Here is a 24,988-nt window from a genome sequence, read left to right as displayed (position 1 = left end):
GCTGGCTAACCCAACTTGACGTTCTCGCCCTGCAGCTCGATGACGAGTCCGTCGTCGGTGACCTTCGCTCCGGACACCGTGACCCCCTCGGGGAGGCGGTCGACGGTCTCCTGGACGAGCGAGATCGTGCCACCGAGGAGGTTCTCCGGCAGTTCCATGCCCATGACCTCGGCGTTCTGTGGCTTGAGCGAGAGCGAGCCGTCCGAGACCTCCGGGATGAGCTGCGCTGTCGCGAAATCGCCGATCTCGACATCGAGCGCGCCCGCTTCGGGGTTCGGGGTGATCGCCTTGACCGTGGCGAGCTGGCTGAGCAGATCGTCGCCCTGGGATTCGGTGGCGACGGCGAGCATCGCATCGGAGCTGAGGGTCGCGGTACCGCTGAGCGACTTCGCGGTGGAGCCGCCGTCGCCGGTGTCGACGTCGGTGAGTTGGATGTCGAGGGCGGGCGCAGGGTCGCCCGAGTCCGTTGTTCCCCCGTCGGAAGTGAGCGTGACGCCGTCCGCGGTGCGGTTGATCGCCGTCATAATCGCCAAACCGTCGAGGCTGGCGTCGGTCGGCGCGCCGATGCTGGAGGACGCGGAGTCGGCGATCTCCGACTCGATGCGGTCGCGCAGGAAGAACTCGGCCGCGACGACCGCGACGACGAGGAGAACGATGACGACGAGGCTGCCGATGAGGAGGCCCGCTCCGCGGCGGCGCCGTTGGGGGTACGCGTTGCTCATTGCACCCATTGTTCCGGATGGGAGCTGAAAGTTGGGTACTCGGATCCCAAAAATCCCTGTAAATCCGTGAGGATTTCGGGTTCTAGCTGTTCAGGTAGTCCTGCACGGTGTCGAGTTCGCGCTGGTGCGCCTCGGAAAGGAAGTCGATGACCAGCTTCTCGATCTTCTTGCCGATGAGCGGAACGGACGCGGTAGCCGTGCCCTTGACCGTCTCGGTGGTGACGTTGCCTTCGCGCGTGCACACCAACGTGCCGGACACGCGCAGGATTCCGCCGAGGGCCTCGCCGCTGGAGACCGCGTTGATGGACTCGCCCTCGGGCGCGTTGTAGGTGGCCTTGCGCGAGATCGGCAGGTCCCCGGTGTGGATCTTGGACACGAACGACGGGATGTGGGTGCTGTCGACTACCTGCTGGAACTCGATCTCGATGCCGGAATCGGTGGCCTCGAAGGAGGTGAGCTTGTCGTTTTCGGAGCCGGCGGCGGACATGCGCATCTCCCAGAACGCGGCGTCCTGGTAGCACTGCCACAGCTCGTCGATGGTGGCGGGAGTGGAGGCGGAAAACTCGAATGGGGTAGCCATGGGAAAACCTTAACGTGACGACGGTGCTCGCGAGGCAAGTCGGGTGTGTTCCGCTCCCGGTAGCGCGAAGGCATTACCGTTATGAGGGTGAACACCAGTTCCGAGACCCAGATTCTTGCAGAGCTCGACGCGCGCACGGACGTACGGCTGCTCGACAGCGAACCGCTGAGCGCGCACACGACGCTTCGCCTCGGCGGCACCCCGCGCGCATACCTGCGCGCCGAGACGACTGCCGCGGTCGCCGAATGCGTTCGCGCGCTCGACGCGGCCGAGGTGCCCGTGCTCGTGCTCGGCGGTGGATCGAACCTCGTGGTCGCCGACGGCTCGGTGGGGGATTCGGTGGATGACGGCGAGCTCGACTTCGTCGTCGTTGCCGTCCGGTGCGAGGCGATCGACATCTCTCCCGGCGGGCTGGTGCGCGCGGAGGCCGGGGCGACGTGGGACGACCTCGTCGCCCGGACCGTCGAAGCGGGGATGGGCGGGCTCGAGTGCCTGTCCGGGATCCCGGGGTCCGTCGGTGCGACGCCGGTGCAAAACGTCGGCGCCTACGGTGTCGAGGTCGCGCAGGTGCTGCGGCGCGTGCGGGTGCTCGACCGCGTGAGCGGGAAGGACGAGTGGCTGGAGCCTTCCGAGCTGGGGCTCGAATACCGGACGTCGAAACTCAAGGGCAACGACTCGGGGCTCGTGCTCGAGGTCGAGTTCACGCTGCACCCCGATGGGCTCAGCGAGCCCATCGCGTACAGGGAGCTGGCTGCGCGCCTCGGCGCTGAGCAGGGCGAGCGCGTGCCCGCGGCGAAGGCGCGCGAGGTCGTTCTCGAACTGCGCGCCGGCAAGGGAATGGTGCTCGACGCGGGTGACCACGACACGTGGAGCGCCGGCTCGTTCTTCACCAACCCCGTGGTGCCGGCGGCCGAGTTCGATGCGGTGCGCGCGAAGGTCGCGAAGGCGCTCGGCGACGAGGCGGCGGAGAAAATGCCGGCGTTCGACGTCATGGGCGGGGGTTCTGGCGAGGCCGGGGTGAAACTGTCGGCGGGCTGGCTGATCGAGCGGGCCGGGTTCAGAAAGGGCTACCCGGGCGAGGCGGCGCCGATGCGGCTGTCGACGAAGCACACGCTCGCGCTGACGAACCGGGGACACGCGCGGACGAAGGACCTGATCGCGCTCGCTCGCGAGGTGCGCTCCGGTGTCGAGGACGCGTTCGGCGTGACGCTGCACCCGGAGCCGGTGTGGGTCGGCTGCACACTATCCGGCGAATCCTGACACACTTGTGTGATGCACGCGAAGGCAGTTAAGGACGGTACATGTTAGACGCTCTGGCCTACCCGGTCTCGTTGTTGATGAAGTTCTGGCACTGGCTGCTGTCGCTGGTCGTGCCGGGCGATTCGGGGATCGCGTGGGTCGGGTCGATCCTGCTGCTCGTGGTCACTGTGCGGCTCATCCTGCTGCGGCCCATGTGGGTGCAGATGTACTCGATGCGCAAGATGGCGACGCTGACGCCGGAGATCAAGCGCATCCAGAAGGAGTTCAAGGACGACCGGCCGAAACAGGCCGAGGAGATGCAGCGCGTCTACAACGAGGCGCAGGTCAACCCGCTGTCGGGCTGTTTGCCGATGCTCGTGCAGATTCCCGTGTTCCTCGGGCTCTACCACACGCTGATCGGCTTTACGCCGCACGGAATGTCGATCCAGGAGGCCGCGGCGCAGTCGAACGGCGCGTTCGGGCCCGAGCAGGTCTCGCAGTTCCATTCGGCGCAGTTCTTCGGGGTGCCGCTGGCGGCATACATCCGGATGCCGCGCGAGCAGCTCGAATCCCTCGCGCAGGGCACGTCGACGTCGACGGTGATGATCATGTGCGTGACGTTGTTCCTGCTCGCGGGCATCGCGACGTGGATCAATATGCGCAACTCGATGAAGCGGCAGGAGCGCGCGCGGGCGCAGGCGAAGGAAGAAGAGAAGCTCATCGAGGAGGCCGAGCGCGCGGGCGGGCCCGTGGTCGACGGCGAGGTCGTCGCGATCGACGGGGACTCCGATGCCGCCGACTCGGCGAAGAAGGAGTCCGAGAAGAAGGAAGCGGCGAAGAAGGACGAGCCCGAGGTGCCGGACTTCGCGCAGGCCCTGCAGGACTCGATGGGCCAGTCGATGAAGATCATGATGTACGTGTTCCCGATCTTCCCGCTGGTCGGCGCGTTCATGTTCAACTTCCCGATCGCGATCGGCATCTACTTCCTGCTCAACAACGTGTGGACCGCGGTGCAGTCGCACCTGCTACTCAACCGCTTGGAGAAGCTGCTGCCCACGGGCGGCGCGGCGGGGCTGCCGCCGAGCGCGTACATGTAGGCCGCAAAGGCGGACGTTATCCCCAGCGGGATTGACCGCCGTCCAAGGGGATGGTGGCGCCGGTGAGGTAATGCGCCTCGGCTGAACACAGCCACGCAACCGGCCGGCCGACGTCGACTCTCGGATCGCCGATCCGCCCGGCGGGGATCGAGGCGACGAATTCCGCCGCCTCCTTCGGGTGGTTATCGACCCACCAGTCGAGCCCGGGGGAGTGCGCGTGCGGGGCGACGTTGAGAGCCCGGATCCCCTCCGCGGCCCACTCGTGCGCGGCCGCTCTCGTGAGGGCGCGGATCGCCTCCTTCACTGCGGAGTAGATGCCGTAATTCGCCGCATCCCAGCGCACGGCCGCGGAGGACGCGAGGTTGACGATCGTGCCCCCGCCGCGGTCGGCCATGTGCGGGCGAGCTGCCTTCATGAGCGCGAGAGTCGCGCGCGGGCCCGCGTTGAATGCGGAGAGAAAGTCCTCGTCGGAGTAGGCGTCGAGCGGTGCCGGGATCGCCAGGTTGGCATTGTTGACGAGGATGTCGACGCCGCCGAGGAGGTTGGTGGCGGCCTCGACGATCCGCTGCGCGGCGTCGCCTGCGGTGATGTCGATTTCGAGCGTGGCGGCCTCGCCGCCCTCGGCGCGGACCTGGTCCGCGACACTGTCGAGCTTTCGTGCGGTGCGACCGACGAGCAGAATATCGGCTCCGGATTCGGCGAGCGCCAGGGCTATGCCGCGGCCGACACCCTGCCCCGCACCCGTGACGATCGCTTTCTTGCCCGCGAGGCGTTCGACTGAGGTGGCCATGCCGCTAGGTTAGCGGCGAGACCTTGACGGCCGAGCCCGAACTGTTCTAACGTTCCGGACGTCAAGTCGCCGGGCACTTCGTGGCGCGCTTAGCTGCGCGCGCCGAGGGGCAACGGCGTTCGGTTAACCCGAGGAGTTCGATACACAGTGCATGGCTAGGTGATGAGTCCTTCGCCCGTTCGCGGCGACCCTTCTCTTCACCCCGGAGCGTGCCATGCCCTCTATTTCCTGTATCGACATCTCTTACGAACACCCCGACCGCACTTCGGTTTTCGATGGCCTGAGCCTGACTCTCGGCCCCGGACTTTCCTCTCTCGTGGGGCGCAACGGCGCCGGCAAGACCACCCTGCTGCGCCTCGTGGCGGGCGAACTCGCCCCCGGTTCCGGGACGGTGCTTGTTGACGGCGTGCTCGCCTATGTCCCCCAAGACCTGCTTGCTTCCTCGCGCGGTGCTGCCAGCGGCGGCGGTGGGCCGCAGATGGCGGACCTGCTCGGCGTGCGCTCTCGCCTCGCGGCGCTGGCCCGGATCGAGGCGGGATCGGCGGACGAGGACGATTTCACCGTGCTCGGCGACGAGTGGGACGTGGCGGAACGGACGTCCGCCGTCATCGCGAAGATGGGTTTGCCGGCGGGACCCGGCGACCTTTTTCGTCCCGCCGCGCAGCTGAGCGGCGGCGAGCGAACCTTGGCAGCTGTTGCGGGGGCGCTACTCGCGCACGCCGACGTGCTGCTTCTCGACGAGCCGACGAACAACCTCGACGCCGGCGCGCGGCGGCGGCTGTTCGACGCTTTGGCGGAGTTTACCGGCGGCGGGCGGTGCGCAGTGATGGTCTCGCACGACCTGGAATTGCTCGAGCGCGCGGACATGACATGCGAGCTCCATGATGGCGACGTGCGGCAGTTCGCGGGGCCGTATTCGGCGATGCGCGAGGCGATCGAGTGCGAGCAGGCGGCGGCGGTGCAGGCGGCGACGAGCGCGCGTGAGGACCTGCGCGCGGCGCGGCGGCAGCGTGACCAGGCGCAACAGATGAACGCCACGCGCGCGCGGATCGCGAAGAAGGCCGAGCGCGAGAAGCGGGTGCCGAAGATCATTTCGGGGATGCGGGCCGATGCGGCGGAGAAGGCGGCGGGCAAGCTCACCGATCGGCATGCGGAGAAGGTGTCCGGTGCTTCGGAGGCCGCGCGCGAGGCGGACGACGCGGTGCGCCGGACCCAGCTACTGCGGATCTCGCTGCCCGATCCCGAGCTGCCGCGTCCTCGGCAGGTGATGGCGGCCGGGCTGCCGGGCGGCGCTGGTGCCGGCGACCCCCGCCCGCTGCAGTTGCTCGGGCCCGAGCGCGTGCGCCTGACCGGCGCGAACGGTAGTGGGAAGACGACGTTTCTGCGCCAGCTGGTGAGCGCGGTCGGTGAGGAAGGCGCGATCGCGGTGCCTTTCGCCTATCTCGCGCAGGACCTACCGGTATCGGCCGAGGAAAGGGATGTGACCGTGGTGGAGCTTATCGCGTCGCGGCGGCCGGACGCGGAGTCCTCCGAGCCGCATGCGCATGCCGCGCGGTTCCTGTTTACGGGGGATTCGGGGTCGAAGCGGCTCGGCGAGCTCTCCGGCGGAGAGCGGCTGCGAGCATTTTTGGCGGCGGCGTTGTTCGCGCGGCCGCTTCCGCAACTGCTGGTACTCGACGAGCCCACGAACAACTTGGACATTTCGGGAGTGGAACAGCTCGCGGGCGCGCTCGCCGAGTGGAAGGGGGCGCTGCTGCTGGTGACGCACGATGCTGGGTTTGCCGGGCAGGTCGGGATCGAGCGGGAGGTCCCGATCCGCGCCTAGCTCCGCGCGCGCCGCCTGCGCCCGGCCGATTCCCGCCTTAGACACCACGAAACGGTAAGAATTCGCCGCCAAATGCCATGAAATGTGGCGCTTACATGGTGTCTATTAGACGGGCGACTGCAATCGCGTCCGAATTTCGCTCTTGAGCAACGCGGGATCGGCGAGATCCTGCGCGGTCACATGCATCACGCGATACCCGCGCGCTGCGAGTCCGCGATCCCGCGAAGCTTGGCGTTCGAACTCTGTCCATTGCGACGATCCGCGAACATTCGAGAACTTCTGCCGCCCGTCGTATTCGAGAATGAGCCCACGCGAACCGGGAACCTCGACAAACAGGTCCGCGCGATAGATCTCGGGTCCATCGCCATCGCGAATCGAAAGCTGCGGGGTGCCGCGAAATCCCATCTCGCGCACGAGCACCCGCAACCGACTTTCCCCCGGGCTCTCCACGCGACCGTCCGAGAATTCGGCCACCTTGCGAAGGCGACCCGCACCGCGACCGGACGCGAGCCTCGCGAACTGTCGAAACTCCTCGGCCCGCAGGAATCCTTTATGAAGCGCGTTGTCGGCGGCTGTCACAGCGGAGACGAATCGCGCCGTTCGTGCGAAGTCGCAGAGCGCCCCCGATACTCCGACCGTCGGAATTCCCCACCGCGACACCGTCGGTGACCACATTTCCTCGCCGTGCAAAGGTCGCTCGATTCTGACGGCCGACGTGCTTGCCCTGTGCGAGTACGCCTCCGCATCGCGCGTGAGATGAATCCGTCCCAAAGAATGTGCGTACACGGGAACGCCATGCGCTACCAGCGCGGACCAGGAACTGGCATGCCACCCCTTGCCTGCGAGCAGAAGCGCGCCCGCAAGGTGCACGAGATGCTCCTCTTCGCGAAAGAGCCGACCCTGCGGAACCGTTGCGTACACACCTCGGCGAAGCCTCCGCCACTTTCCGGACGCAAGGAAGTTCTCCCGCGCCCGCCGGGAATAGCCGCGGGCTTCGGCGTCGCCTCGCGTGAAGACAACGACCTCCCCGCCTCGAATCGACAGTCGTGTAGGCACACATCGACTATCGGCGATGGGACGGAGCTCGTGGGGGCGCTACCCACCGATGCGTTGGCGCCCGGCATCCAGTTGGCAGATCCCGCGCCTCCGCCGGCGCACCCCGTGCACACACACCACGTTAACGCCACAACAAGCCCCGAAATCACCGGGATTCGTACCGTTTCGTGGTGTCCACCAGCTCAGACGTTCATCGCACGCCGCTAACGTTCATCGCACACCGCTAAACTGTGATCTTTCGCAGAAGGGAGCGCACTGTGGCCACGAGTGCCAGCACGGACCCGAACCCGGCACGGCGGGCAGAGCCGATCGCGCCGACCGGCGTCATACCGTCGTTTCGTTTCGCTTTTTCCTCGCCGGCACGCCTGCGAACCGAGGTTTTCGGCGGCCTCGTGGTGGCGCTCGCGCTGATACCCGAAGCGATTTCATTCTCGATTCTCGCCGGGGTGGATCCGCGGGTCGGGCTTTTCGCGTCGTTCACGATGGCGGTGACGATCGCGTTCACCGGCGGCCGGCCCGCCATGATCTCGGCCGCCACCGGCGCCGTCGCGCTGGTCGTCGCCCCCGTGGCGAAGGAATACGGGATGGACTACCTCGTCGCGACAGTGCTGCTCGCCGGCGTCATCCAGATTCTGCTGGCGGTGCTCGGGGTTGCGAAGCTTATGCGTTTCATTCCGCGCAGCGTGATGATCGGCTTCGTCAACGCGCTCGCCATTCTCATTTTCATCGCGCAGATTCCGCACCTGGTCGGGGTGCCGTGGCTGGTGTATCCGCTGGTCGCGGCAGGGCTTGCGATCCTGGTTTTCCTGCCGCGATGGACTTCGGTCGTACCGGCGCCGCTCGTCGCGATTGTCGTACTCACGGTGGTGGTGATCGCGGCGGGGCTCGCGGTTCCGAACGTCGGCGACCAGGGTGAGCTGCCCGATTCGCTGCCGTCGCTGTTCATTCCCGACGTGCCGCTCTCGCTCGAGACGCTGACGACGATCGCGCCGTACGCGTTGGCGATGGCGCTGGTCGGGCTCATGGAATCGCTCATGACCGCGAAGCTCGTCGACGACATCACCGAGGTGCGCAGCGACAAGACGCGCGAGGCGTGGGGGCAGGGTTCCGCGAACATCGTGACGTCGTTCTTCGGCGGCATGGGCGGCTGCGCGATGATCGGCCAGACGATGATCAACGTCAAGCAGTCCGGCGCACGCACGCGTCTCTCCACGTTCCTGGCGGGCGTGTTTCTGCTCATCCTTATCGTCATTCTCGGGGACGTCGTCGGCCTCATCCCCATGGCGGCGCTCGTGGCCGTGATGATCATGGTCTGCGTGGGCACCTTCGATTGGCATTCGATCAACCCGCGAACGCTGCGGCTCATGCCGTGGAGCGAAACCCTCGTCATGCTTGTTACCGTGGCAGCGACGGTCGCCACCGATAACCTCGCGATCGGCGTCGTGCTCGGTGTCGTGGCCGCCATGGTTCTCTTCGCGCGCCGAGTGGCACATATGACGTCGGTCGACGCGATCGACTCGGACGACGGCGTCCGCACGTACATCGTGCGCGGAGAATTGTTCTGGGCCTCGAGCAACGACCTCGTGTACCAGTTCGATTATGCGAACGACCCCGGGAGGGTCGTCATCGACCTCACGCACACCGATATCTGGGATGCCTCGACCGTTGCGACTTTCGACGCGATAACGCAGAAGTACGCGGCGAAGGGGACGAGCGTCGAGATCATCGGTCTCGACGGCGCGAGCGCGGACCGGCTGCGCAGGTTATCCGGGAACCTCGGCGGCTGAACCGGGCGCTACGGCCCGCCCTCGGTGTCGTCTGAGCCGGCGGTGCCGTCTGCGTCCTGCTGCGTGCGGCGTTCCTCGTCTTCCCGGGCAAGCTTTGCCGCCTCGCGCATTTCGACTCCGTCGGAGATCCAGTCGCCGACTTCGCGCGCGGCCGAGCCGACGGCGTCTGTGGTGATCGCGGTGAGGCGACCGACGAGACCGGCCGTTGACGAGATGGCCTCTTGTACCTGGTCCTTACGCCGTTCGAAGTCGCTCATGGGGCTATCCAAACGCCGCTGGCCGCCGCCCAGAAGGGGCGACGGCCAGAAGGTTCTCGCCGATGGATCGCGGGGCTGCGTCGAGCCGGGCCGGTTTGTCGGCCTAGGCAGCCACGGCTTCCGCCTCGGCCTTCGCGCGGCGGCGCTCGATGTGCACCGCGGGAGCGTCGGACTTCGCCGGAGGCAGCGGCAGCGCGAGCCGGAACATCTTGCCCCACACGTTCGCGACCTGCTTCCACAACGGGCCGGAGTTGTAGGGAAGGCCGTTCTTCTCGCAGATCGCGCGGACCTCGTCGGCGATCTCCGGGTATCGGCTCGACGGCAGGTCGGGGAACAGGTGGTGTTCGATCTGGTATCCGAGGTGGCCGCCGGCGATGTGCATGACCCGCCCGCCGGTGAAGTTGGCCGAGCCGAGCATCTGTCGCACGTACCACTCGCCCTGCGTCTCGTTCTCACATTCCTCGGGCGTGAAGACCTGCGCGCCGTCCGGGAAATGGCCGCAGAAGATCACGGAGAACGACCACACGTTGCGCACGAAGTTCGCGGTGGCGTTGCCGGCAAGCGTGAGCGGGAACAGGGGGCCGGTGAACGCCGGGTGCAGCAGGTAGTCCTTGGCGACCTGGCGGCCGGCCTTATGCCACCAGCCGCGCAACAGCGGCTTGACCTCGGCCCACGAGCGCTCGCCCTTGAGCACGCGGTCGTATTCGAGGTCGTGCAGCATCACACCCCACTGGAACGCACACATCAACACGAAGGCGTACGCGGGATTACCCAGCCGCAGCGGGTTCCACGCCTGCTCGTGCTCCATGCGCAGCAGCCCGTAGCCGATGTCGCGGTCCATATCGAGGATGTTCGTGTACGTGTGATGCATGAAATTGTGCGAGTGCCGCCACTGGTCGCCGGGGCACGTGTTGTCCCATTCGAAGGTGGACGAATGCACCATCGGGTCCTGCATCCAGTCGTACTGGCCGTGCATTACGTTGTGCCCGATTTCCATGTTGTCGAGAATCTTCGAGGCGCTCAGCGCGGCGACGCCTGCGATCCACGCGGGCGGCTGGAAGCCGGCGAACATCAGCCCACGTCCGGTGAGCTCGAGGCGCCGCTGCAGCCGGATGATCCCGAGGATGTACTCCCGGTCCTTATCGCCGAGGTCGGCGGTAATACGGTTGCGGAGTTCGTCGAGCTCGCGGCCGATTTCCTCGACCGCCTCGGCGGAAAGGTGCACCGGCTCCGGATCAGGCGCGGAGGGCTTCTTCGCGAAGGGGTTGGGGAACTTGGGAAGCGAGAGAGTGAACATAGGGTCATTCCTCCTTTTGTGCAGGTGGGTTAGAGGTCGATCTCTACGTCGCCGACGGGCGCGGAGACACAGACCTGGACTTGGCGATCGGGGGTGTTATCGACCTCGCCGGTGCGAAGGTCGCGAGTGGCACCGCTCAAGCGAGTCGCGGCGCATTGAAAGCAGATGCCCATGCGGCAACCAAAGGTCGGGGAGAGGCCGGCGTCTTCGGCGCCCTCGAGGATCGTGGTTCCGCAGACCTCGGCATCGCGGCCACTGCGCGCGAACGTGACCGTGCCGCCGTCGCTGTCCGGGATGTCCGCGACAGTCGCCTTGAACCGTTCGCGCCGAACCCACTCCGATCGCTCGGGCCCGAGAATCTCGGCCAGCCCGTCCGCCAGCGCGTCGGGTCCGCAGCAGAACACCTCCGCCTCGGCGAACCACGGCGCCACGGCGTCAACGTGTCCTGCGAGGATGTGCCCGCGCAATCCGTGATGGTCCGGCCCGGCCGCGCCCATCTCGCGCGTGGTATCGGCGCCATTCATGTATGACGTCGGAGTTACGTCTCCCGAGGGGGATCCGGGCGCATCGGTTCCCGTGGTGACGATCCGGAGATCGATGCCCGAGTTCGCCGCGATCTCGCGTAGTTTGCCGGGCACCGGGATATCGGAGGTGGACCGGGTGTAGTGCAGCCATGCGACGCGCCCGGTGTGGTTCTCGGTGGCGAGGGTCGAGGCGATCGCGAGCATCGGGGTGATCCCGCTGCCGCCGGAAACGAGCAGCACCGAATGCGGGCGGCGCTCGGGCAGCGCGGCCTCCGGGTCGCCCTGGGATTCCTCGTCCAGCAGGAACGACTGTCCGGGCTCGGCGGTGCGCCACAGGTGATCGGAGACGAAGCCGTCGGAGTGGCGGCGGATCACGAGGGTGAGTGGCCGACCTGCGTTGGTGCCGCCGATCGCGCCGGACGGGTCGATGTTCGGGGTCTGCGCTCCCGGCGTGCGCGGGGATGCGGCGACCGGGTCGATCGGCGAGTAGAAGCGAGTGTGGACGACGCCGTCGATGACGACTCCGATCGACACGGCCCCGCCGGCCGGCGGACGCCGGTAGCCCTGCGAGGGGCGAAGAGTGAGGATGAGCCAGTCCTCGGTCGGGCGCGTCGCGCTGACGACGACGGCTTCGCCCCTGGAGACGTGGCCGCCCAGCCCGAGCGAGCGGCTGTAGGTGGAGGACGGGTGCGGGGTCAGCAGGAGCGAGGTGACGCCGTCGATGAGTCGGTCGAGCGGCGCTCGCTTGGTGGTTGGTCGGGTGTGTGCGGTGGTCATCGTTCCTCCAAGGAATGATGTCGCGATCGGTGTCTTCGCTGGTGGAAGTGTCGATCTGGTGTGAAAGTTTTCTCCGGGTCCGGAACGTTCCGCGGCGCTGCTTCGGTGTCGGTGTCGGTGTCGATCTGCGAGCGCTGCCGTGCGGGGCGGGGAGTCGGTGTTTAACAGTTTCCCTTAGCGCCGGACAATGTTGAGTGTACGTCTGTACTCCGAAACTGCAATACCTAGGTGGCGAAAACGTGCCGATTTTGTGTTGAGGGTCACTTTTAGGCAGTGTTCGTGCAGGAATTTCGGGTGTTGTAATCTAGGGGGCATGGCCGATGGGAAATCGCGTGCCGAGAAAAAGCGGCACACGCGTTCACTGATTGTCGCGGCGGCGAGGGAGAAAGTAGCCACGACGGGCTACCACGCCCTCGCCGTCCGCGAGACCGCGCGCGCCGCGGGCGTCGTGCCGACCGGCTTCTATCGGCATTTCGAATCGATCGAGGATCTGGCGATCGTCGTCGCCGAGGGAACGGCGGCGACGCTCGCGCGCACGGTCGCGGAGATGATCGCCGAGGACCCCATCCTCGAGACGTGGCCCGACGTGATCGTCGCCGCGGGGCGGTCCGATCCGCACGAGTGGCCGGCGCTCATGCGCGGGCTCCTCGACTTCGACCACCCCGCTTATCCGGTGGTGGCGGGCGCGGTCTCGGACGCGCACCGCCGCATCGCGATCACGCTTTCGCGGATGCCGGAGCTCGAGGGGCGCAGCCCGGACGATGTCGACGCGCTGGCCGATATCGTCGTCTACGACCTCATGCGCACCGCGATCGCGGCCGCGCGCGGCGACGGCGACGCGGACATGGAATGCCGCCACCGTCTCTCGGCGATTCTCTGCTGACTACGGCGCCGTGATGTGTTCGCCGCCCGGGCCGTCACAGATGATGCTTGCGCCGGTTTCGCTCGCACGGCCTGCGCTCGGGGTGGAGCACGACCAACCCCGCACCAGCATCGCCAACGTGTTTCCTCCGCCGGATTCTTGCCGAGTGGCCTTGTATTCGTCGATGATCGATTGGGCGTCCAGGCACGACACGGTCCCGGATTCGACTTTCACCAAGGTGTTGCCGGAGGCCGCGCCGCACATGGTTCCGGGAGCGACGGGCTCGTCGTCTTCGGAGTAGTCGCCGTCGAGATTGGTCTCCGTCGCCGTAGAGGACGGTGATTCGGACGTAGTCGCGGAAGCCGATTGCGAGGAACTTTGCGCAGCGGTCGGCTCTGTGACGATCACCGTGCCACTGGTCGTCAGGTCAGGGTTCGCGCCCGAAACATGGAGCGCGTTCTTGCCGACGCTGCACTTGAGGTCCGACTTCTCGCTCATCTCGCAGGTCACCTCGCCAAACTTCACGCGCTCTTGCGTCCCGAGAGCAGCTTCGGCGGGAGGCACACCCTCGACCATCGTGTAGCGGATGCCAGCGGCGGACACGGTCGCAGCGCCAGGGCGCGACGCGGGAAATGGCGGAACTTCGACGTCAGGTACATCGATTGCGGCCTCGCCCGTGCACGTGGCGACCTCTTCGGTGAACATGCACATGCCTTCGCCGCCCGCTGTCGTATTGAAAGAGAACACGTGCGAGTTGCGGTTGGCGAACGTCGCCGGGTCGACGTCCTTGAATGCGCCGTCCTCGCCCGAAGTGCTCGTGGCAGTGAGTTGTTCGGTCGTCATCGACGGGGTGCGATCGCTTGCTTCGGAATCCGAATCGGAGCTGCAACCGGCGAGTAGCGCGACAGACACAATAAGCGAGCTGGTGAGGGCGGATAACTTTCGCATGTACACCACGCTAAGGCACTACTCCGACTTTTCGGGTGCGAATTCCTCGCTGCGCTGCTCCGCCTTCCGGGCTTCCCTTTGTTCCAACCAGCGCGTGACTAACGGCCACCCGACCACGATCGACGCGAGCGCCACCAGCCAGTAGATCAGCCAAAACGAGCCCTGCAGACCCACAATGACCATCGCGATCGAGATCAGCACACCGGCGATCCCGCACGCGGCACATGCCTTGAGCCAGTCGCGCCGCGTGTTCTTCCTCGATTCGGACCCGCTGGATGACGTCGGTGCTGCCGAGTCCTCCGCGCCTCCTGCGCCACCGCCGTATCTGCGCAGGAATTTCGCGTCCATCGCGCGCACGATGGCGGGTCCGAACATCACCGTGAACCCGACGTACACGGCCGCCATGCCGTGGAAGAACGAGGCGTTCGCGCCCCGGTGGAGGTCGATGTACGTGAGCGAGATGAGCACGATGTCGACGACCGGGGTCAGCGCGAGCAAGACGAGTCCGAGCGTCTTCTGTCGCAGTGCGTAGCGGGCGAATAGGCCCGAAAGGAGAAAGACCCAGAACAGGATCTCGGCACAGATGATGGCGAGTGCAATCACGTGTCTACCTTGGGATCTGATTGTGAGCGGCGAGCGACACCACGCTATCGAACTCGATGCGTGTGCGATCTCGAGACGAGGTAAACATGTGCTTACCTGCGGCGATGCCGGGTGTGCCACGGGGGCTGTTCGCTGCGGAATGTCGGGGTCGCTGCGTATCTTTGTTTCGGTTGTGAAGTTATCGGCACGTGGGCACGTGGGCGAAAGCGTGCGCCGCGTTTGCCCTGACACTGCGTCAGGGTTGCACGGTGAATGGGCGGGCGCGAGTTCCGAGCGGTGTGCCCGAATTTGAGTTCTTTACCGACAAAGAGAGTTAGCCACCATGGAGATGATCAGGGCGCGCGGGCTGGAGCAGACGTTCCAGACCCGCCGTGGCAAGGAGAAAGTGGACGTCAAGGCGGTCGACGGGATCGACTTCGACGTTGCCGAGGGCGAGATCGTCGGCTTCCTGGGGCCCAATGGGGCCGGCAAGACGACGACGTTGCGGATGCTGACCACCCTGCTTCGCCCGACTGCGGGCGAGGCGAAGGTTGCGGGGTACGACGTCATCAAACAATCGCGCGAGGTGCGCCAGAATATCGGCTACGTCTCGCAGGTTGGTTCGACCGGCAACGAGGTGCGTGCGGGCGAGGAGATCGTCGACCACGGGATGCTTTACGGGTTGGGCAAGAAGGAGGTTACGTCTCGGGCGAAGGAGCTGTTCGAGCAGCTGGACCTCGGCGGCATGTGGGAGCGCAAGCCGTCGAAGATGTCGGGCGGGCAGCGGCGGCGGCTCGATATCGCGATGGGCTTGGTGCACCAGCCGAAGCTCGTGTTCCTCGACGAGCCGACGACCGGGCTGGATCCCCAGGCCCGTGCGAACCTGTGGCAGCACATCCGGGAGCTGCGCGAACGGCACGGCGCGACGATCGTGATCACCACGCATTACCTCGACGAGGCCGATGCGCTCAGCGACCGGCTCGTGGTGATCGACCACGGCAAGATCGTCGCCTCGGACACGCAGAAGAATTTGAAGGAGCAGGTCGCCGGGGATCTCGTGGTGCTCGAGCTGGCGCGGCCGGGTGACGCCGCGCAAGCGGCACAGGCGCTCGAGCGCGCCGGCGCCGAGGGCGAGGTGGAGGTCGCGGATGCGCGGGTCTCGGCGCGCGTGCCGAGCGCGGGCGCCGCGCTTCCTGGCCTCGTGTCCACGCTCGATGCGGCGGGCATCGCGCTCGAGTCGCTCGACGTCACCCATCCCACCCTCGACGACGTGTTCCTAGAGCTGACCGGCCGATCCCTGCGCGAGTCGTAGGGCGAGATTTGAGGAATAGAACCATGCGATTCTTCCAGGACTCATTCATTATTTTCCGCCGGCAGCTGCGCATCAACCTGCGTAATCCCGCGTGGATCATGATCGGAATCATGCAGCCGGTGCTGTATCTCCTGCTATTTGCGCCCCTTTTGGAGCCTCTGACGGCGCAGTTCGGCGCCGTCAACGCCTACACGTTCTTCGTGCCCGGCCTGCTCGTGCAGCTGGGCCTGTTCGGCGCGCTATTCGCGGGCTTCGGGCTGATTGCCGAGTGGCGTGAGGGAGTTATCGAAGCCGAGCGGGTGACGCCGGCGAACCGCACGGCGCTTCTCTTCGGCCGGCTCATGCGTGATGTGCTGCAAATCTTCGTGCAGGCGCTCATTCTCGTGGGGCTCGGCTACGCCTTCGGGATGGACGCGCCGTTGCTTGGCGTGGTGCTCGGCATTCTCATCACTCTGCTGACCGGCGCGGCTGCGGCCGGCGCGTCCAACGCTTTGGCGTTGACGGCGAAGAGCGAGGATGTCATGGCGCCGCTCACCAATATGTTGATGATGCCGATCCTGCTGCTCTCGGGCATTCTGCTGCCGATGACGATCGGCCCGCAGTGGCTGCAGCGGGTATCGGATTTTATGCCGACGCGCTACATCGTCGACGGAGTGCGCGGGGCGTTCGGCGGGACGACGTTCGATACGACGACCCTGTGGGCATTGCTTTGGGCGGTGGCGATGTTTATCGCCGGCATCGCGTGGGGCACGCACGTGTTCCGGAAGGAGAATGCGTAACGCTCCGGTTTCGGGTCGGTCGGCACAACCCTTGCCCTCCATATCGAAAGTCGATACTATCGAAAAACGATACATCGACTTTCGATATGGAGGGCTTGTTATGAATGCCGTCGATGGTTCTGGTTCGCACAAGGAGGGAACGGTTCGGCGAGATATCGGCGCGAGCATTTTTGCCTATGCGCTATCGGGCCTCGTTCTCGTGCATTATGTGGCCTCGATCTTTATCCAAGGGGAGTTCGATACCTCGCTCGGCGACGCGTTGGGCGGCGGCATTCCGATCGCCGAGCTCACGACGGGCCAAATCGTGATGTACGGGATCGCGGTCGGCGTCAAGACCCTTGCGTTGGCCGCGCTTATCGTGGTGCTCACTCTCGCCGCCAGGAACATGCTTCGCGGCGAGTTCTTTACGCCGGCCAACTCGCGCTACTTCTCGTCCGCGTGTTTCATTCTCCTGGCGGGAGGACTCGGCTGGTTTATCGAAGGCATGGCCGATAATTGGTACTCGTCCTCGATCGATTTCGACCAGTGGTCCGGCTTCGCCGCAAAGCCCCCGGAATTCGTGGTGTTCTACGTGTTCTTGTTGACGTTGAGCCTGGTGGCGGTCGCCGTGCGCCGCGGGGTGCGGATGCAGGAGGACGTCGATGGCCTCGTCTGATGGGGTCGAAACCACAGGGGTCGTGTGCCACATCGACCGGCTCGTCGCCGAGCGCGGAATCACGTTGGCGGCGCTCGCCGAGCAGGTCGGGGTCACGCCGGTGAATCTCTCGGTCCTCAAGAACAATCGCGCCAAGGCCGTCCGTTTCTCGACCCTCGCCGCGCTGTGTGAGGCTCTCGATTGCCAGCCGGGGGATCTGTTTACCGTCGAGTGAACGCCGGCGCCCGACGTCATCGGTGGAGCGAAGTGCCCGGTGGTTCGATGTGTGTCAATATAGATGCATGTCGAATCAACCTCGAAGTGCGCAGGCGGCCGTGCGCTGCACCCCGCGGGTGTGCGAGCCGCTCACGGCGGAGGAGTCCACGCGTCTTGCCGGGATGTTCAAGGCTCTCGCCGAACCCGTGCGGCTCAAGCTGTTCAGCGTGATCGCCAGCCACGCCGGAGGGGAGGCGTGCGTGTGCGATCTTGCTCCGTTTGTCGACGTTTCCCAGCCCACCATCTCGCACCACCTCAAGGTTCTCCGGGAGTCGGGCCTGGTCTCCTCGCAGCGGCGGGGTACCTGGGTGCACTACCGCGTCGAGCCGGAGGTGACCGGCGACCTGCTCGCTGCGCTCGCGCGCACCGTCGACGTGAACGAGGAGGTGGCCTCATGACCGCTCGGGACACGTCCTCCTCGGAGGCAGCCTCGCCGGAGGCCACATCGCCCGAGGCGGCGAGACTGTCCACCGTCGATCGCTACCTACCGGTGTGGATCGGCATGGCCATGGTCGCCGGGCTCGCGCTCGGCAGCGTGGTCCCGGGGTTCGACGACGTCCTCGGCGCCGTCGAGGTCGACGGAATCTCGCTGCCGATCGCGCTCGGGCTGCTCGTGATGATGTATCCGGTGCTGGCGAAGGTGCGCTTCGATCGCATCGGCACCGTCGCCCGCGACAGGCGCCTGCTCATCGCGTCTCTCGTGCTCAACTGGGTGCTCGGCCCGCTGCTGATGTTCGCGCTGGCATGGCTTTTGCTGCCCGACCTCCCGGAGTATCGCACCGGCCTCATTATCGTCGGGCTCGCGCGATGCATTGCCATGGTTATCATCTGGAACGACCTGGCCTGCGGAGACCGCGAGGCGGCGGCGGTGCTCGTGGCGATCAATTCGATCTTCCAGGTCGTCATGTTCGCGGTGCTCGGGTGGTTCTACCTCTCGGTCCTGCCAGGGTGGCTGGGCCTCGAACAGTCGAGCCTTGACGTCTCGCCGTGGGAGATCGCGAAATCGGTGCTCATCTTCCTCGGGGTTCCACTCATCGCGGGCTTCTTCAGCAGGTACATCGGTGAACGCACCCGCGGCCGCGAATGGTACGAGGAGCGCTTTCTACCCCGGGTCGGCCCGTGGGCGCTCTACGGCCTGCTCTTCACGATCGTCATCTTGTTCTCGCTCCAGGGCGAGCAGATCATCGATCGCCCACTCGACGTCGCGCGGATCGCGCTGCCTCTGTTGGCGTACTTCGCGCTCATGTGGGGAGGCGGATTCGCTGTCGGCATCGCGCTTCGTATGAGCTATGCGCGCACGACCACCCTCGCGTTCACGGCAGCCGGGAACAACTTCGAGCTCGCGATCGCCGTCGCCATCGGAACCTTCGGGGCGGCGTCCGGGCAGGCGCTCGCCGGCGTCGTCGGGCCGCTCATCGAGGTGCCCGTGCTCGTCGGCCTCGTCTACGTGTCGTTGGCTCTGAGGTCCAGGCTGCGCACGATGATAGAGCATCCGGCACGCGTGAACGACTGAGCCGCGATCACAGAGCGAAGGGGTAAGACCATGTCCGAACAACGATCGGTGCTGTTCATCTGCGTGCGCAACAGCGGTAAATCGCAGATGGCGGCCGGGCTCCTGGCGGCGCAGTGTGGAGACCGGGTGCGCATCGACTCCGCCGGGACCGAACCCGGCACCGCTCTCAATCCCCAGTCGGTCGAGGCCCTCGCCGAAATCGGGGTGGACATCTCGGCCGGGACGCCTAGGCCCCTTACCTCCGAGCTTCTCGCCGGCGCCGACCACGTCATCGTCCTGGGCGCCGAGGCGCAGGTCGATGCGGGCTCCGTGGGTGTCGAACGCTGGGTGACCGACGAACCCTCGAAGCGCGGAATCGAGGGACTCGAGCGCATGCGGCTCGTCCGCGACGACATTGCCGCACGGGTCGAGGAACTCGCCGCTCGCGTGGGCTGACGGCGACGTCCGACGTCATACCTGAGGAAGCGCCGGCCGGGCTCGGCTCTACACGCGGTGACGATCGAGGAAGTCGCCGATCTTCGCGATAGCGCCCGCAAGGGTGCCCATGTGGGGCAGACACGCGATGCGGAAATGGTCCGGGTTCGGCCAGTTGAAGCCGGTCCCGCGGGTGACGAGAATGTGCTCGTCACGCAGCAGGCCGAGAGCGAAGTCGTCATCACCGGCGAAATCGAACGCGGACGGTTCGAACCGCGCGAAGCAGTACAGCGCGCCCTTCGGTACGACGCAGCTGACGCCGTCGATCTCCTCGAGGAGCTCGGCGCTCGCCGTCACTCTGCGTTCGATGGAGCGGCCGGGGTCGACCACGTCTGGCAGCTCGTCGGCGCCGATCGCGAGCGCGGCGGGAATCGCGTACTGCCCCGGAACGTTCGGGCACACGCGCATGTTGGACAGCAATCCGATGCCCTCGAGAAGGTCGCCGGCGCGCTCGGTCGGACCGGAGATAGCTAGCCAGCCCGCGCGAAAACCGCACACGCGGAACGATTTCGACAGGCCGCCGAAGGTCATGCACAGGACATCGTCGCCCGCGTGCCGCGCTGCGTGGTGATGCGTCGCGCCCTCGAACACCAGGTGCTCGTAGATCTCGTCCGAGAGCAGGATCAGGTCATGACGCCGGGCGAGCTCCGCCATTCCGCGGACCGTGTCCTCGCTGTACACGGCCCCGGTCGGGTTGTTCGGATTGATCAGGACGAGCGCCTTCGTGCGATCGGTGATCTTCGCGGCGATGTCGTCGAGGCTCGGATTCCAGTCGTTCGCCTCGTCGGCGAGGTAGTGGACGGGGACGCCGCCGGTGAGGTTCACCGCGCCCGTCCACGTCGGATAATCCGGCGCGGGCACGAGAATCTCGTCGCCCGGATTGACGATCGCCTGCAGCGCGAGCGTGATGAGTTCGGAAACACCGTTGCCGAGAAAGATGTGGTCGACGTCGATCGCGGGGAGGCCGCACGAGGCGTAATAGTCGGCCACTGCCTGTCGGGCGGGGAGGATGCCCTTGGAATCCGAGTACGCCTCGGCCGGCTCGATGCTCGCGGCGACCGCGTCGACGATGTCCTCGCGCGCGGTGAGTCCGAAGGGGTACATGTTGCCGAGGTTGAGACGCAGGATGTCGTGCCCCTCTGCTTCCAGTCGCGCGGCTTCGAGAAGGATCGGACCGCGCACGTCATAAGTGACGTCGGCGAGGCGCGTCGACTGGGCGAACTGCTTCTGCTTCTGCGGCATGGGGTGCTCCTGCGGGGCGTTCGGGGCGTTCGGGGCGCGGTTGGGCGCCGATGGATTCCAGTGTTGCGGGAAAGTGGCCCCGCTGGAAGGTCCAATTCTGCGCAAAACAGTAAACCACTATGCTTGCGTGGCGAGAGGGATTGAGGCGCGATGAGTAGGACGACGCGGCACGTGCACCTGGCGCTCGGCGAGGTCGCCTCGGCGCCGGAGGTCGTGGACGCGGTGGTCGGGCAGATCGCCGCCGGCGCGCTCGGCGACGGCGACTGGCTCCCCGCCACGCGCGCTCTCGCGGCGCAGACCGGCCTGTCGCGCGGGACGATCGTGCGGGCGTACGACGAGCTCGCGGCGGCGGGATTCATTGCCACTCGCGCGGGCTCGGGGACGCGAGTGAGCGACGGCGCGGGACAGGCCGCGCGTGCGGGCGCTCGGACTCGGGGTCGACCGGAGCCTGCGGAACCGGCCCCGCCGGAGCCCGGCCGAGCGCGCAGCCCGCGGGACCTGCGGCCGGGTATTCCCGACGCCACGCTCGTCGACGAGAAGGCGTGGCGGCGCGCGGTGCGGGCGGCAGCGGGGGCGTCGCTCGTCGGCGTCAACCCGTGGGAAGAACCGAGCGCGAATCTCTGGCGCGAGCTGCGCGGGCACCTCCGACGCCATCGGGGATTGCAGGCGGCCGACCCGCTGCTGTTCGACAGTTCGCGATCGGCGGTGGCGGCGCTGTGTGCGGCGTTCTGCGCGGAGGGAGCGATCGGGGCCGGTGACGGGGCCGGGGGTGCGGTCGCGTTCCACCACGAGGATCCGGGGTATCGGGGGGCGCTGCTCATGGCGCGCGAGGCCGGGCTGGACGTGCACTTCCATCCCGCCGAGGCGGAGGGGCTCGACGCGGCGCGACTCGGGCGGCGGCGCTCGATCGTATTTGTGACGCCGGCGCATCAGTATCCGCTCGGTCATCGGATGAGCGTGGAGCGGCGGGTCGCTCTCGTGCGGTGGGCGCGCGAGACGGGATCGCTGATCATCGAGGACGATTACGACGGCGAATACCGCTACGGCGTTGCGCCGCTGCCCGCGCTCGCTACGCTTCCGGGGGCCGAGGGGCACGTGGCGTACGTGGGGACGTCGTCGAAGTCGGTGGCGCCGGACCTGCGGGTGGCGTGGTGCGTGGCGCCGGAGTACCTGCGCCGGGAGCTGCGAAGGTGGCTCGCGGTGCACAGGCGTGGGCCGTCGGCGCTGCCGGCGGAGGCGCTGGCAGCATTTATCGCCGATGGCGCAATGAATCGACATTTGTCGAGGGCGGCGCGGGTGTATTCGGACCGGCGCGCGCGGCTCGTGGCGGCGCTGCGGGCGGAACTCGCGGACGAGGTGGCGGAGGCCGTGGAGATCGTCGGGGTCGAGGCGGGCCTGCATTTGTGCGTGCTCACGCCCGGGGTGGACGACGACGCGCTGGTGGAGGCGCTTGCCGGCGACGGCTGGCGGGTACGCGCGCTGAGCTCGCAGGCCACGAGGTTTGCGGTGTCCGGCGTCATACTCAACTATTCGCGGCTGCCGGGCGGGGGAGCGCGAGAATTCGCTGCGGCGTTCGCCGAGCATGTGCGCGCGCTGGGTTGAGGACTCGGCGCGCGCACGCCAGGGCTAGCTCTTCTTGGCTGCCTTCTTGGCCTGCTTCGCTTCCTTCTTCTCCTTGCGCTTCTTGCGCGCGGCGGCCAGGAAGGACAGCGTCGCGGTGGCCGAGAGCACGCCGAGGACGGCAGGGGCAGCGTAAACCTTGGCCTCGTCTCCAGCCCGCAGGTGCTCGCTGACGGCTAGGCCCATGGTGGTGGCGAGGGCGGCCGAGCTTGCGGCGCCGACGAGCGGGAATTTCGCGCCGACGACGAGTCCGGCGACGCCTGCGAGCTCCGCCGTGCCGATGAGGGTGAACTCGTCGTTGCTGTACCCGAGGTGCTTCGCTGCGTCGACCATGGCGTCCTGTTGCGACACCTTGGCATAACCGGCTCCGCCGAACGCGGCGCCGAGAACGGCGGTGTGGGCGAGGGTGAGTGCGGTCATGTGAGCTCCTTTGTCTGCGATCCGAATTTCGGGCGACGAGATTCATCTTAGAGTCCGCCGCGTTGTGTGCGTCTAGTCGTGAGGTCCCTGGAGGACGACAGTCGTATGGGCTCTCGCGATGTGAGTTTCGTCCGCGTCGAAAAGATCGGCCTCGACGAATGCAATCGTTCGTCCGGTCTTTATTACGCGCGCATCTGCACGAAAGGTTCCGGGACGGGCGGGCGAAAGAAATTGAACACTGAGTTCAGCGGTGGGCGCGAACTGATTCGGGCCCAGCGTGGAAACAATGGCGGGACCGATTGCGTCATCGAGCATCGCGGCAATAATGCCGCCCTGGACGTTCCCCATGGGGTTGGTGAATTGATGGTCAAGCTCAAATGCGGCCGAAAATGTTCTCTGCTCTGGGTCGACAGATAGTGGCTTCCAACCGAGAAGCTGTGACACCGGAGGCGCTGGTGCTTCGCCCCGAAGCACCTCCCAGAATGGACCTTGTTTTTCCATGGCTTTAGCTTGCCACGACGCGGTGTCACAGGGACTGGAAACTAGTCGTGCGGCTAGAGCCCGTGCTTGCGGTGGACGAGGTTCTGCATGATCTCCAGCGGCAGCGCCCGCTGCGCCGAGAATGCGACCGGCGCGGAGGAACCCGCGGCGTAGAAGGCGGAGGGACGTTTGTCGTCGATCGCCTTGAACAGTTCGGCGACGAGCCCCTGCGTCGAGATGCCCTTCGCCTCGTTGGCGTCGAGATTGGTGATCATCGTGTCGAACTCGGCCGAGTACGGGCCGTCACTTTTGATGTACTTGGTGCGGCGCAGCGAAATCCCGGTGTTGATTGCGCCCGGCTCAACCACCGAGACCCCGATCCCGAAACGCCGCACTTCCCTGCGCAACGCAATCGCGATCGCCTTGATCGCAGCCTTCGACGCCGCGTACGAACCACGGTAGGCGAGCGGAAATGAGCCGAGCATCGACCCGACCATGATGATCCGGCCGCGGCCCGCGGCGCGCATTGCCGGTAGCAGCCGCTGCGTGAGGTCGACGTGGCCGGTGAAATTGACCTGCATGAGCCGCTGGAGGGCGTCGAGCGGAAGCTCCTCGACCGGGCCCGACTGACTCTCGCCGGCATTGTTGACGAGCACGGCGACGGGGCCTTCGATCGAATCGGCGAAAGCCTCGATTGAGGCAGGGTTACCAAGGTCGAGCTGTCGCATTTCGATGCCGTTGACCTGGTCTTTTTGTGGCGAACGCGACGTGCCGATGACCTTGAATCCCCGCTCGACGAGTTCCCTCGCGACGAGCTCGCCTATGCCCGAGGTCGCGCCCGTGACCACGGCTGTCCCACTTCGTACCGGCGGTAGTGACGGCGCGCGCAGGAACTTCGCGAGGCCTGCGGACTTGTTCGCCATTGTGCTCCTTGTTGAGATGTGGGACCGGGGCGCTCCCTGGGCGTGCACCCACCACGAAACGGTGACTTGCGGCGAACGTTACTCGAAATTAAGCGTCTTTACGTGGTGTTTGCGCGGGGTGGCCGGCCGTTCGCGGTTACTCGCGGTACGCGCGCTGCGCCGAATGCTGGGCGCGCGGCTTGATGTCGATCCGATCCAGATTCACGTGCGCCGGCCGTGAGGCCACGAAGCCCACGACCTCCGCGACATCCTCGGCCACGAGCGGCTGCAGCCCCTGGTAGGGCTTGGCCGCCTTCTCGGCATCGCCCTCGAAGCGGACGAGCGAGAACTCCGTCTCCACCAAACCGGGCACGATCTCGGTGAACCGGACCGGTTCGCCGAGGAACTCACCGCGCAGCGTGCGGTGCAGCACGGATTCCGCGGTCTTCGCGGTGGTGTATCCCGAACCGTTGTCGTAGGCCTCGAGCGCGGCGACCGACGTGATCGTCACGACCAGCCCGTCGCCGGACGCGATGAGCTTCGGCATCAGCGCGCGCAACATATGTAAAGTGCCGAGGACGTTGGTCTCCCACATCCACCTCCACTGCTCGATGTCCGCGTCCATGATCGACGACTGCCCCTTCGCGCCGCCGGCGTTGTTGACCAGTACGTCCACCCGGCCGAGCGCTTCCGCGAGCGCCGCGACCTGGTCGGTGTTCGTGACGTCGAGCGGCGCGGCCGTACCGCCGATCTCCTCCGCGAGTGCGGAAACCCTCTCGAAGCGCCGCGCGCCCACGACGACGTGAAAGCCCTGTTCCGCTAGGGTTCTCGCCGTCGCCTCGCCGATGCCCGAGGACGCTCCGGACACCACGGCGACCTTGGTGCCTTCGTCGAGCGCGGCGATGGCTTCGGCGGCTGCTGCGTATTCGTTGTTCGCTGCTGAGGTGCTCATGTGGCCGAGATTACTCGCGCCGTGCGCGTGTGCGCGTGCCG

At 66.5% G+C, this 24,988-nt stretch carries 27 protein-coding genes; 13 read left to right on the top strand and 14 right to left on the bottom strand.

The window, feature by feature from the left end; all coding sequences use genetic code 11:
• Positions 1-5: 5 nt before the first annotated feature.
• Together BJL86_RS13540 and BJL86_RS13535 are read right to left on the bottom strand one after the other, a co-directional pair.
• Entirely contained in the window at positions 6-722 is a 717-nt protein-coding gene (locus tag BJL86_RS13540) for an LmeA family phospholipid-binding protein (protein WP_067473577.1), read from the bottom strand.
• 82 nt (positions 723-804) lie between these two features.
• On the bottom strand, positions 805-1,302 hold the full coding sequence (locus BJL86_RS13535; protein WP_067473580.1) for a DUF2505 domain-containing protein: 498 nt from the start codon (positions 1,300-1,302) through the stop codon (positions 805-807).
• Positions 1,303-1,389: 87 nt separating this feature from the next.
• Here BJL86_RS13535 and BJL86_RS13530 point away from each other — a divergent pair, with 87 nt between their 5' ends.
• Both BJL86_RS13530 and yidC read left to right on the top strand, forming a co-directional pair.
• Positions 1,390-2,562 (top strand): UDP-N-acetylmuramate dehydrogenase, encoded by a 1,173-nt coding sequence (locus BJL86_RS13530; RefSeq protein ID WP_414836062.1) that lies wholly within the window; start codon positions 1,390-1,392, stop codon positions 2,560-2,562.
• Between the two features lie 41 nt (positions 2,563-2,603).
• Positions 2,604-3,638, top strand: coding sequence for a membrane protein insertase YidC (yidC, locus tag BJL86_RS13525; protein ID WP_067473583.1), 1,035 nt, complete (start codon positions 2,604-2,606; stop codon positions 3,636-3,638).
• A gap of 16 nt (positions 3,639-3,654) precedes the next feature.
• Here yidC and BJL86_RS13520 read toward each other — a convergent pair whose 3' ends face one another.
• Positions 3,655-4,428: an SDR family NAD(P)-dependent oxidoreductase gene (locus BJL86_RS13520; RefSeq protein WP_067473586.1), complete on the bottom strand. Its 774-nt coding sequence runs from the start codon at positions 4,426-4,428 to the stop codon at positions 3,655-3,657.
• Positions 4,429-4,642: 214 nt separating this feature from the next.
• Between BJL86_RS13520 and BJL86_RS13515 the strand changes: the two genes are divergently transcribed.
• Entirely contained in the window at positions 4,643-6,253 is a 1,611-nt protein-coding gene (locus BJL86_RS13515; RefSeq protein WP_075845029.1) for an ATP-binding cassette domain-containing protein, read from the top strand.
• Positions 6,254-6,358: 105 nt separating this feature from the next.
• On the opposite strand, the gene BJL86_RS13510 is transcribed toward BJL86_RS13515, so the two are convergent.
• A complete protein-coding gene (locus tag BJL86_RS13510) occupies positions 6,359-7,309 on the bottom strand; it encodes a type IV toxin-antitoxin system AbiEi family antitoxin domain-containing protein (RefSeq protein WP_156515330.1) in 951 nt (316 codons plus the stop codon).
• A 308-nt stretch (positions 7,310-7,617) separates the two neighbouring features.
• On the opposite strand from BJL86_RS13510, the gene BJL86_RS13505 reads away from it, so the two are divergent.
• Entirely contained in the window at positions 7,618-9,096 is a 1,479-nt protein-coding gene (locus BJL86_RS13505; RefSeq protein ID WP_067475275.1) for a SulP family inorganic anion transporter, read from the top strand.
• Positions 9,097-9,104: 8 nt separating this feature from the next.
• Here BJL86_RS13505 and BJL86_RS13500 read toward each other — a convergent pair whose 3' ends face one another.
• The 3 genes from BJL86_RS13500 to BJL86_RS13490 form a co-directional block, all read right to left on the bottom strand.
• The gene (locus BJL86_RS13500; RefSeq protein WP_067475234.1) at positions 9,105-9,353 is read right to left on the bottom strand and encodes a hypothetical protein; all 249 of its coding nucleotides are present in this window, start codon (positions 9,351-9,353) and stop codon (positions 9,105-9,107) included.
• A 103-nt stretch (positions 9,354-9,456) separates the two neighbouring features.
• Complete coding sequence (locus tag BJL86_RS13495; RefSeq protein ID WP_067475238.1) at positions 9,457-10,650, bottom strand: fatty acid desaturase family protein; 1,194 nt, start codon at positions 10,648-10,650, stop codon at positions 9,457-9,459.
• Between the two features lie 29 nt (positions 10,651-10,679).
• Positions 10,680-11,951 (bottom strand): flavin reductase family protein, encoded by a 1,272-nt coding sequence (locus tag BJL86_RS13490; protein ID WP_067475244.1) that lies wholly within the window; start codon positions 11,949-11,951, stop codon positions 10,680-10,682.
• Positions 11,952-12,264: 313 nt separating this feature from the next.
• Between BJL86_RS13490 and BJL86_RS13485 the strand changes: the two genes are divergently transcribed.
• Positions 12,265-12,834, top strand: a complete 570-nt coding sequence (locus BJL86_RS13485) for a TetR/AcrR family transcriptional regulator (protein ID WP_197487598.1) — start codon at positions 12,265-12,267, stop codon at positions 12,832-12,834.
• On the opposite strand, the gene BJL86_RS13480 is transcribed toward BJL86_RS13485, so the two are convergent.
• Positions 12,835-13,761: a hypothetical protein gene (locus BJL86_RS13480; protein WP_156515331.1), complete on the bottom strand. Its 927-nt coding sequence runs from the start codon at positions 13,759-13,761 to the stop codon at positions 12,835-12,837.
• Positions 13,762-13,779: 18 nt separating this feature from the next.
• Complete coding sequence (locus BJL86_RS13475) at positions 13,780-14,364, bottom strand: hypothetical protein (protein WP_067475251.1); 585 nt, start codon at positions 14,362-14,364, stop codon at positions 13,780-13,782.
• A gap of 328 nt (positions 14,365-14,692) precedes the next feature.
• Here BJL86_RS13475 and BJL86_RS13470 point away from each other — a divergent pair, with 328 nt between their 5' ends.
• From BJL86_RS13470 to BJL86_RS13440, 7 genes are all read left to right on the top strand, one after another.
• Positions 14,693-15,655 carry an ATP-binding cassette domain-containing protein gene (locus BJL86_RS13470; protein ID WP_067475281.1) on the top strand — a complete coding sequence of 321 codons (963 nt, stop codon included), beginning with the start codon at positions 14,693-14,695 and terminating at the stop codon, positions 15,653-15,655.
• Between the two features lie 23 nt (positions 15,656-15,678).
• Entirely contained in the window at positions 15,679-16,434 is a 756-nt protein-coding gene (locus tag BJL86_RS13465) for an ABC transporter permease (RefSeq protein ID WP_067475255.1), read from the top strand.
• A 100-nt stretch (positions 16,435-16,534) separates the two neighbouring features.
• Positions 16,535-17,089 carry a hypothetical protein gene (locus tag BJL86_RS13460; protein ID WP_067475259.1) on the top strand — a complete coding sequence of 185 codons (555 nt, stop codon included), beginning with the start codon at positions 16,535-16,537 and terminating at the stop codon, positions 17,087-17,089.
• A complete protein-coding gene (locus BJL86_RS13455) occupies positions 17,076-17,303 on the top strand; it encodes a helix-turn-helix domain-containing protein (protein WP_067475262.1) in 228 nt (75 codons plus the stop codon). Before BJL86_RS13460 ends, BJL86_RS13455 begins: the two co-directional genes overlap by 14 nt.
• Before the next feature lie 67 nt (positions 17,304-17,370).
• Positions 17,371-17,742: an ArsR/SmtB family transcription factor gene (locus tag BJL86_RS13450; protein ID WP_067475265.1), complete on the top strand. Its 372-nt coding sequence runs from the start codon at positions 17,371-17,373 to the stop codon at positions 17,740-17,742.
• Entirely contained in the window at positions 17,739-18,857 is a 1,119-nt protein-coding gene (arsB, locus tag BJL86_RS13445) for an ACR3 family arsenite efflux transporter (RefSeq protein ID WP_067475268.1), read from the top strand. Before BJL86_RS13450 ends, arsB begins: the two co-directional genes overlap by 4 nt.
• Before the next feature lie 30 nt (positions 18,858-18,887).
• Positions 18,888-19,292: an arsenate-mycothiol transferase ArsC gene (locus tag BJL86_RS13440; RefSeq protein ID WP_067475270.1), complete on the top strand. Its 405-nt coding sequence runs from the start codon at positions 18,888-18,890 to the stop codon at positions 19,290-19,292.
• A 48-nt stretch (positions 19,293-19,340) separates the two neighbouring features.
• Here the strand turns inward: BJL86_RS13440 and BJL86_RS13435 are convergent, their stop codons facing one another.
• Positions 19,341-20,573: an aminotransferase class I/II-fold pyridoxal phosphate-dependent enzyme gene (locus BJL86_RS13435; protein WP_067475273.1), complete on the bottom strand. Its 1,233-nt coding sequence runs from the start codon at positions 20,571-20,573 to the stop codon at positions 19,341-19,343.
• A gap of 150 nt (positions 20,574-20,723) precedes the next feature.
• Between BJL86_RS13435 and BJL86_RS13430 the strand changes: the two genes are divergently transcribed.
• Complete coding sequence (locus BJL86_RS13430) at positions 20,724-22,175, top strand: aminotransferase-like domain-containing protein (protein WP_075845027.1); 1,452 nt, start codon at positions 20,724-20,726, stop codon at positions 22,173-22,175.
• Positions 22,176-22,199: 24 nt separating this feature from the next.
• Here BJL86_RS13430 and BJL86_RS13425 read toward each other — a convergent pair whose 3' ends face one another.
• The 4 genes from BJL86_RS13425 to BJL86_RS13410 all read right to left on the bottom strand — a co-directional run bounded on the left by BJL86_RS13425 (position 22,200) and on the right by BJL86_RS13410 (position 24,947).
• Entirely contained in the window at positions 22,200-22,613 is a 414-nt protein-coding gene (locus tag BJL86_RS13425; protein WP_075845026.1) for a DoxX family protein, read from the bottom strand.
• Positions 22,614-22,685: 72 nt separating this feature from the next.
• Positions 22,686-23,114 (bottom strand): PaaI family thioesterase, encoded by a 429-nt coding sequence (locus tag BJL86_RS13420; protein ID WP_075845025.1) that lies wholly within the window; start codon positions 23,112-23,114, stop codon positions 22,686-22,688.
• A gap of 53 nt (positions 23,115-23,167) precedes the next feature.
• Entirely contained in the window at positions 23,168-24,016 is an 849-nt protein-coding gene (locus BJL86_RS13415) for an SDR family NAD(P)-dependent oxidoreductase (protein ID WP_067478202.1), read from the bottom strand.
• Between the two features lie 136 nt (positions 24,017-24,152).
• A complete protein-coding gene (locus BJL86_RS13410; RefSeq protein ID WP_082908734.1) occupies positions 24,153-24,947 on the bottom strand; it encodes an SDR family oxidoreductase in 795 nt (264 codons plus the stop codon).
• Positions 24,948-24,988: the final 41 nt, after the last annotated feature.

Origin of the sequence: Dietzia timorensis (assembly GCF_001659785.1) — a bacterium.
GTDB classification, from domain to species: domain Bacteria; phylum Actinomycetota; class Actinomycetes; order Mycobacteriales; family Mycobacteriaceae; genus Dietzia; species Dietzia timorensis.
The sequence above is the reverse complement of the archived record's forward strand: the minus strand, read 5'-3'. Positions and strand labels throughout refer to the sequence as shown.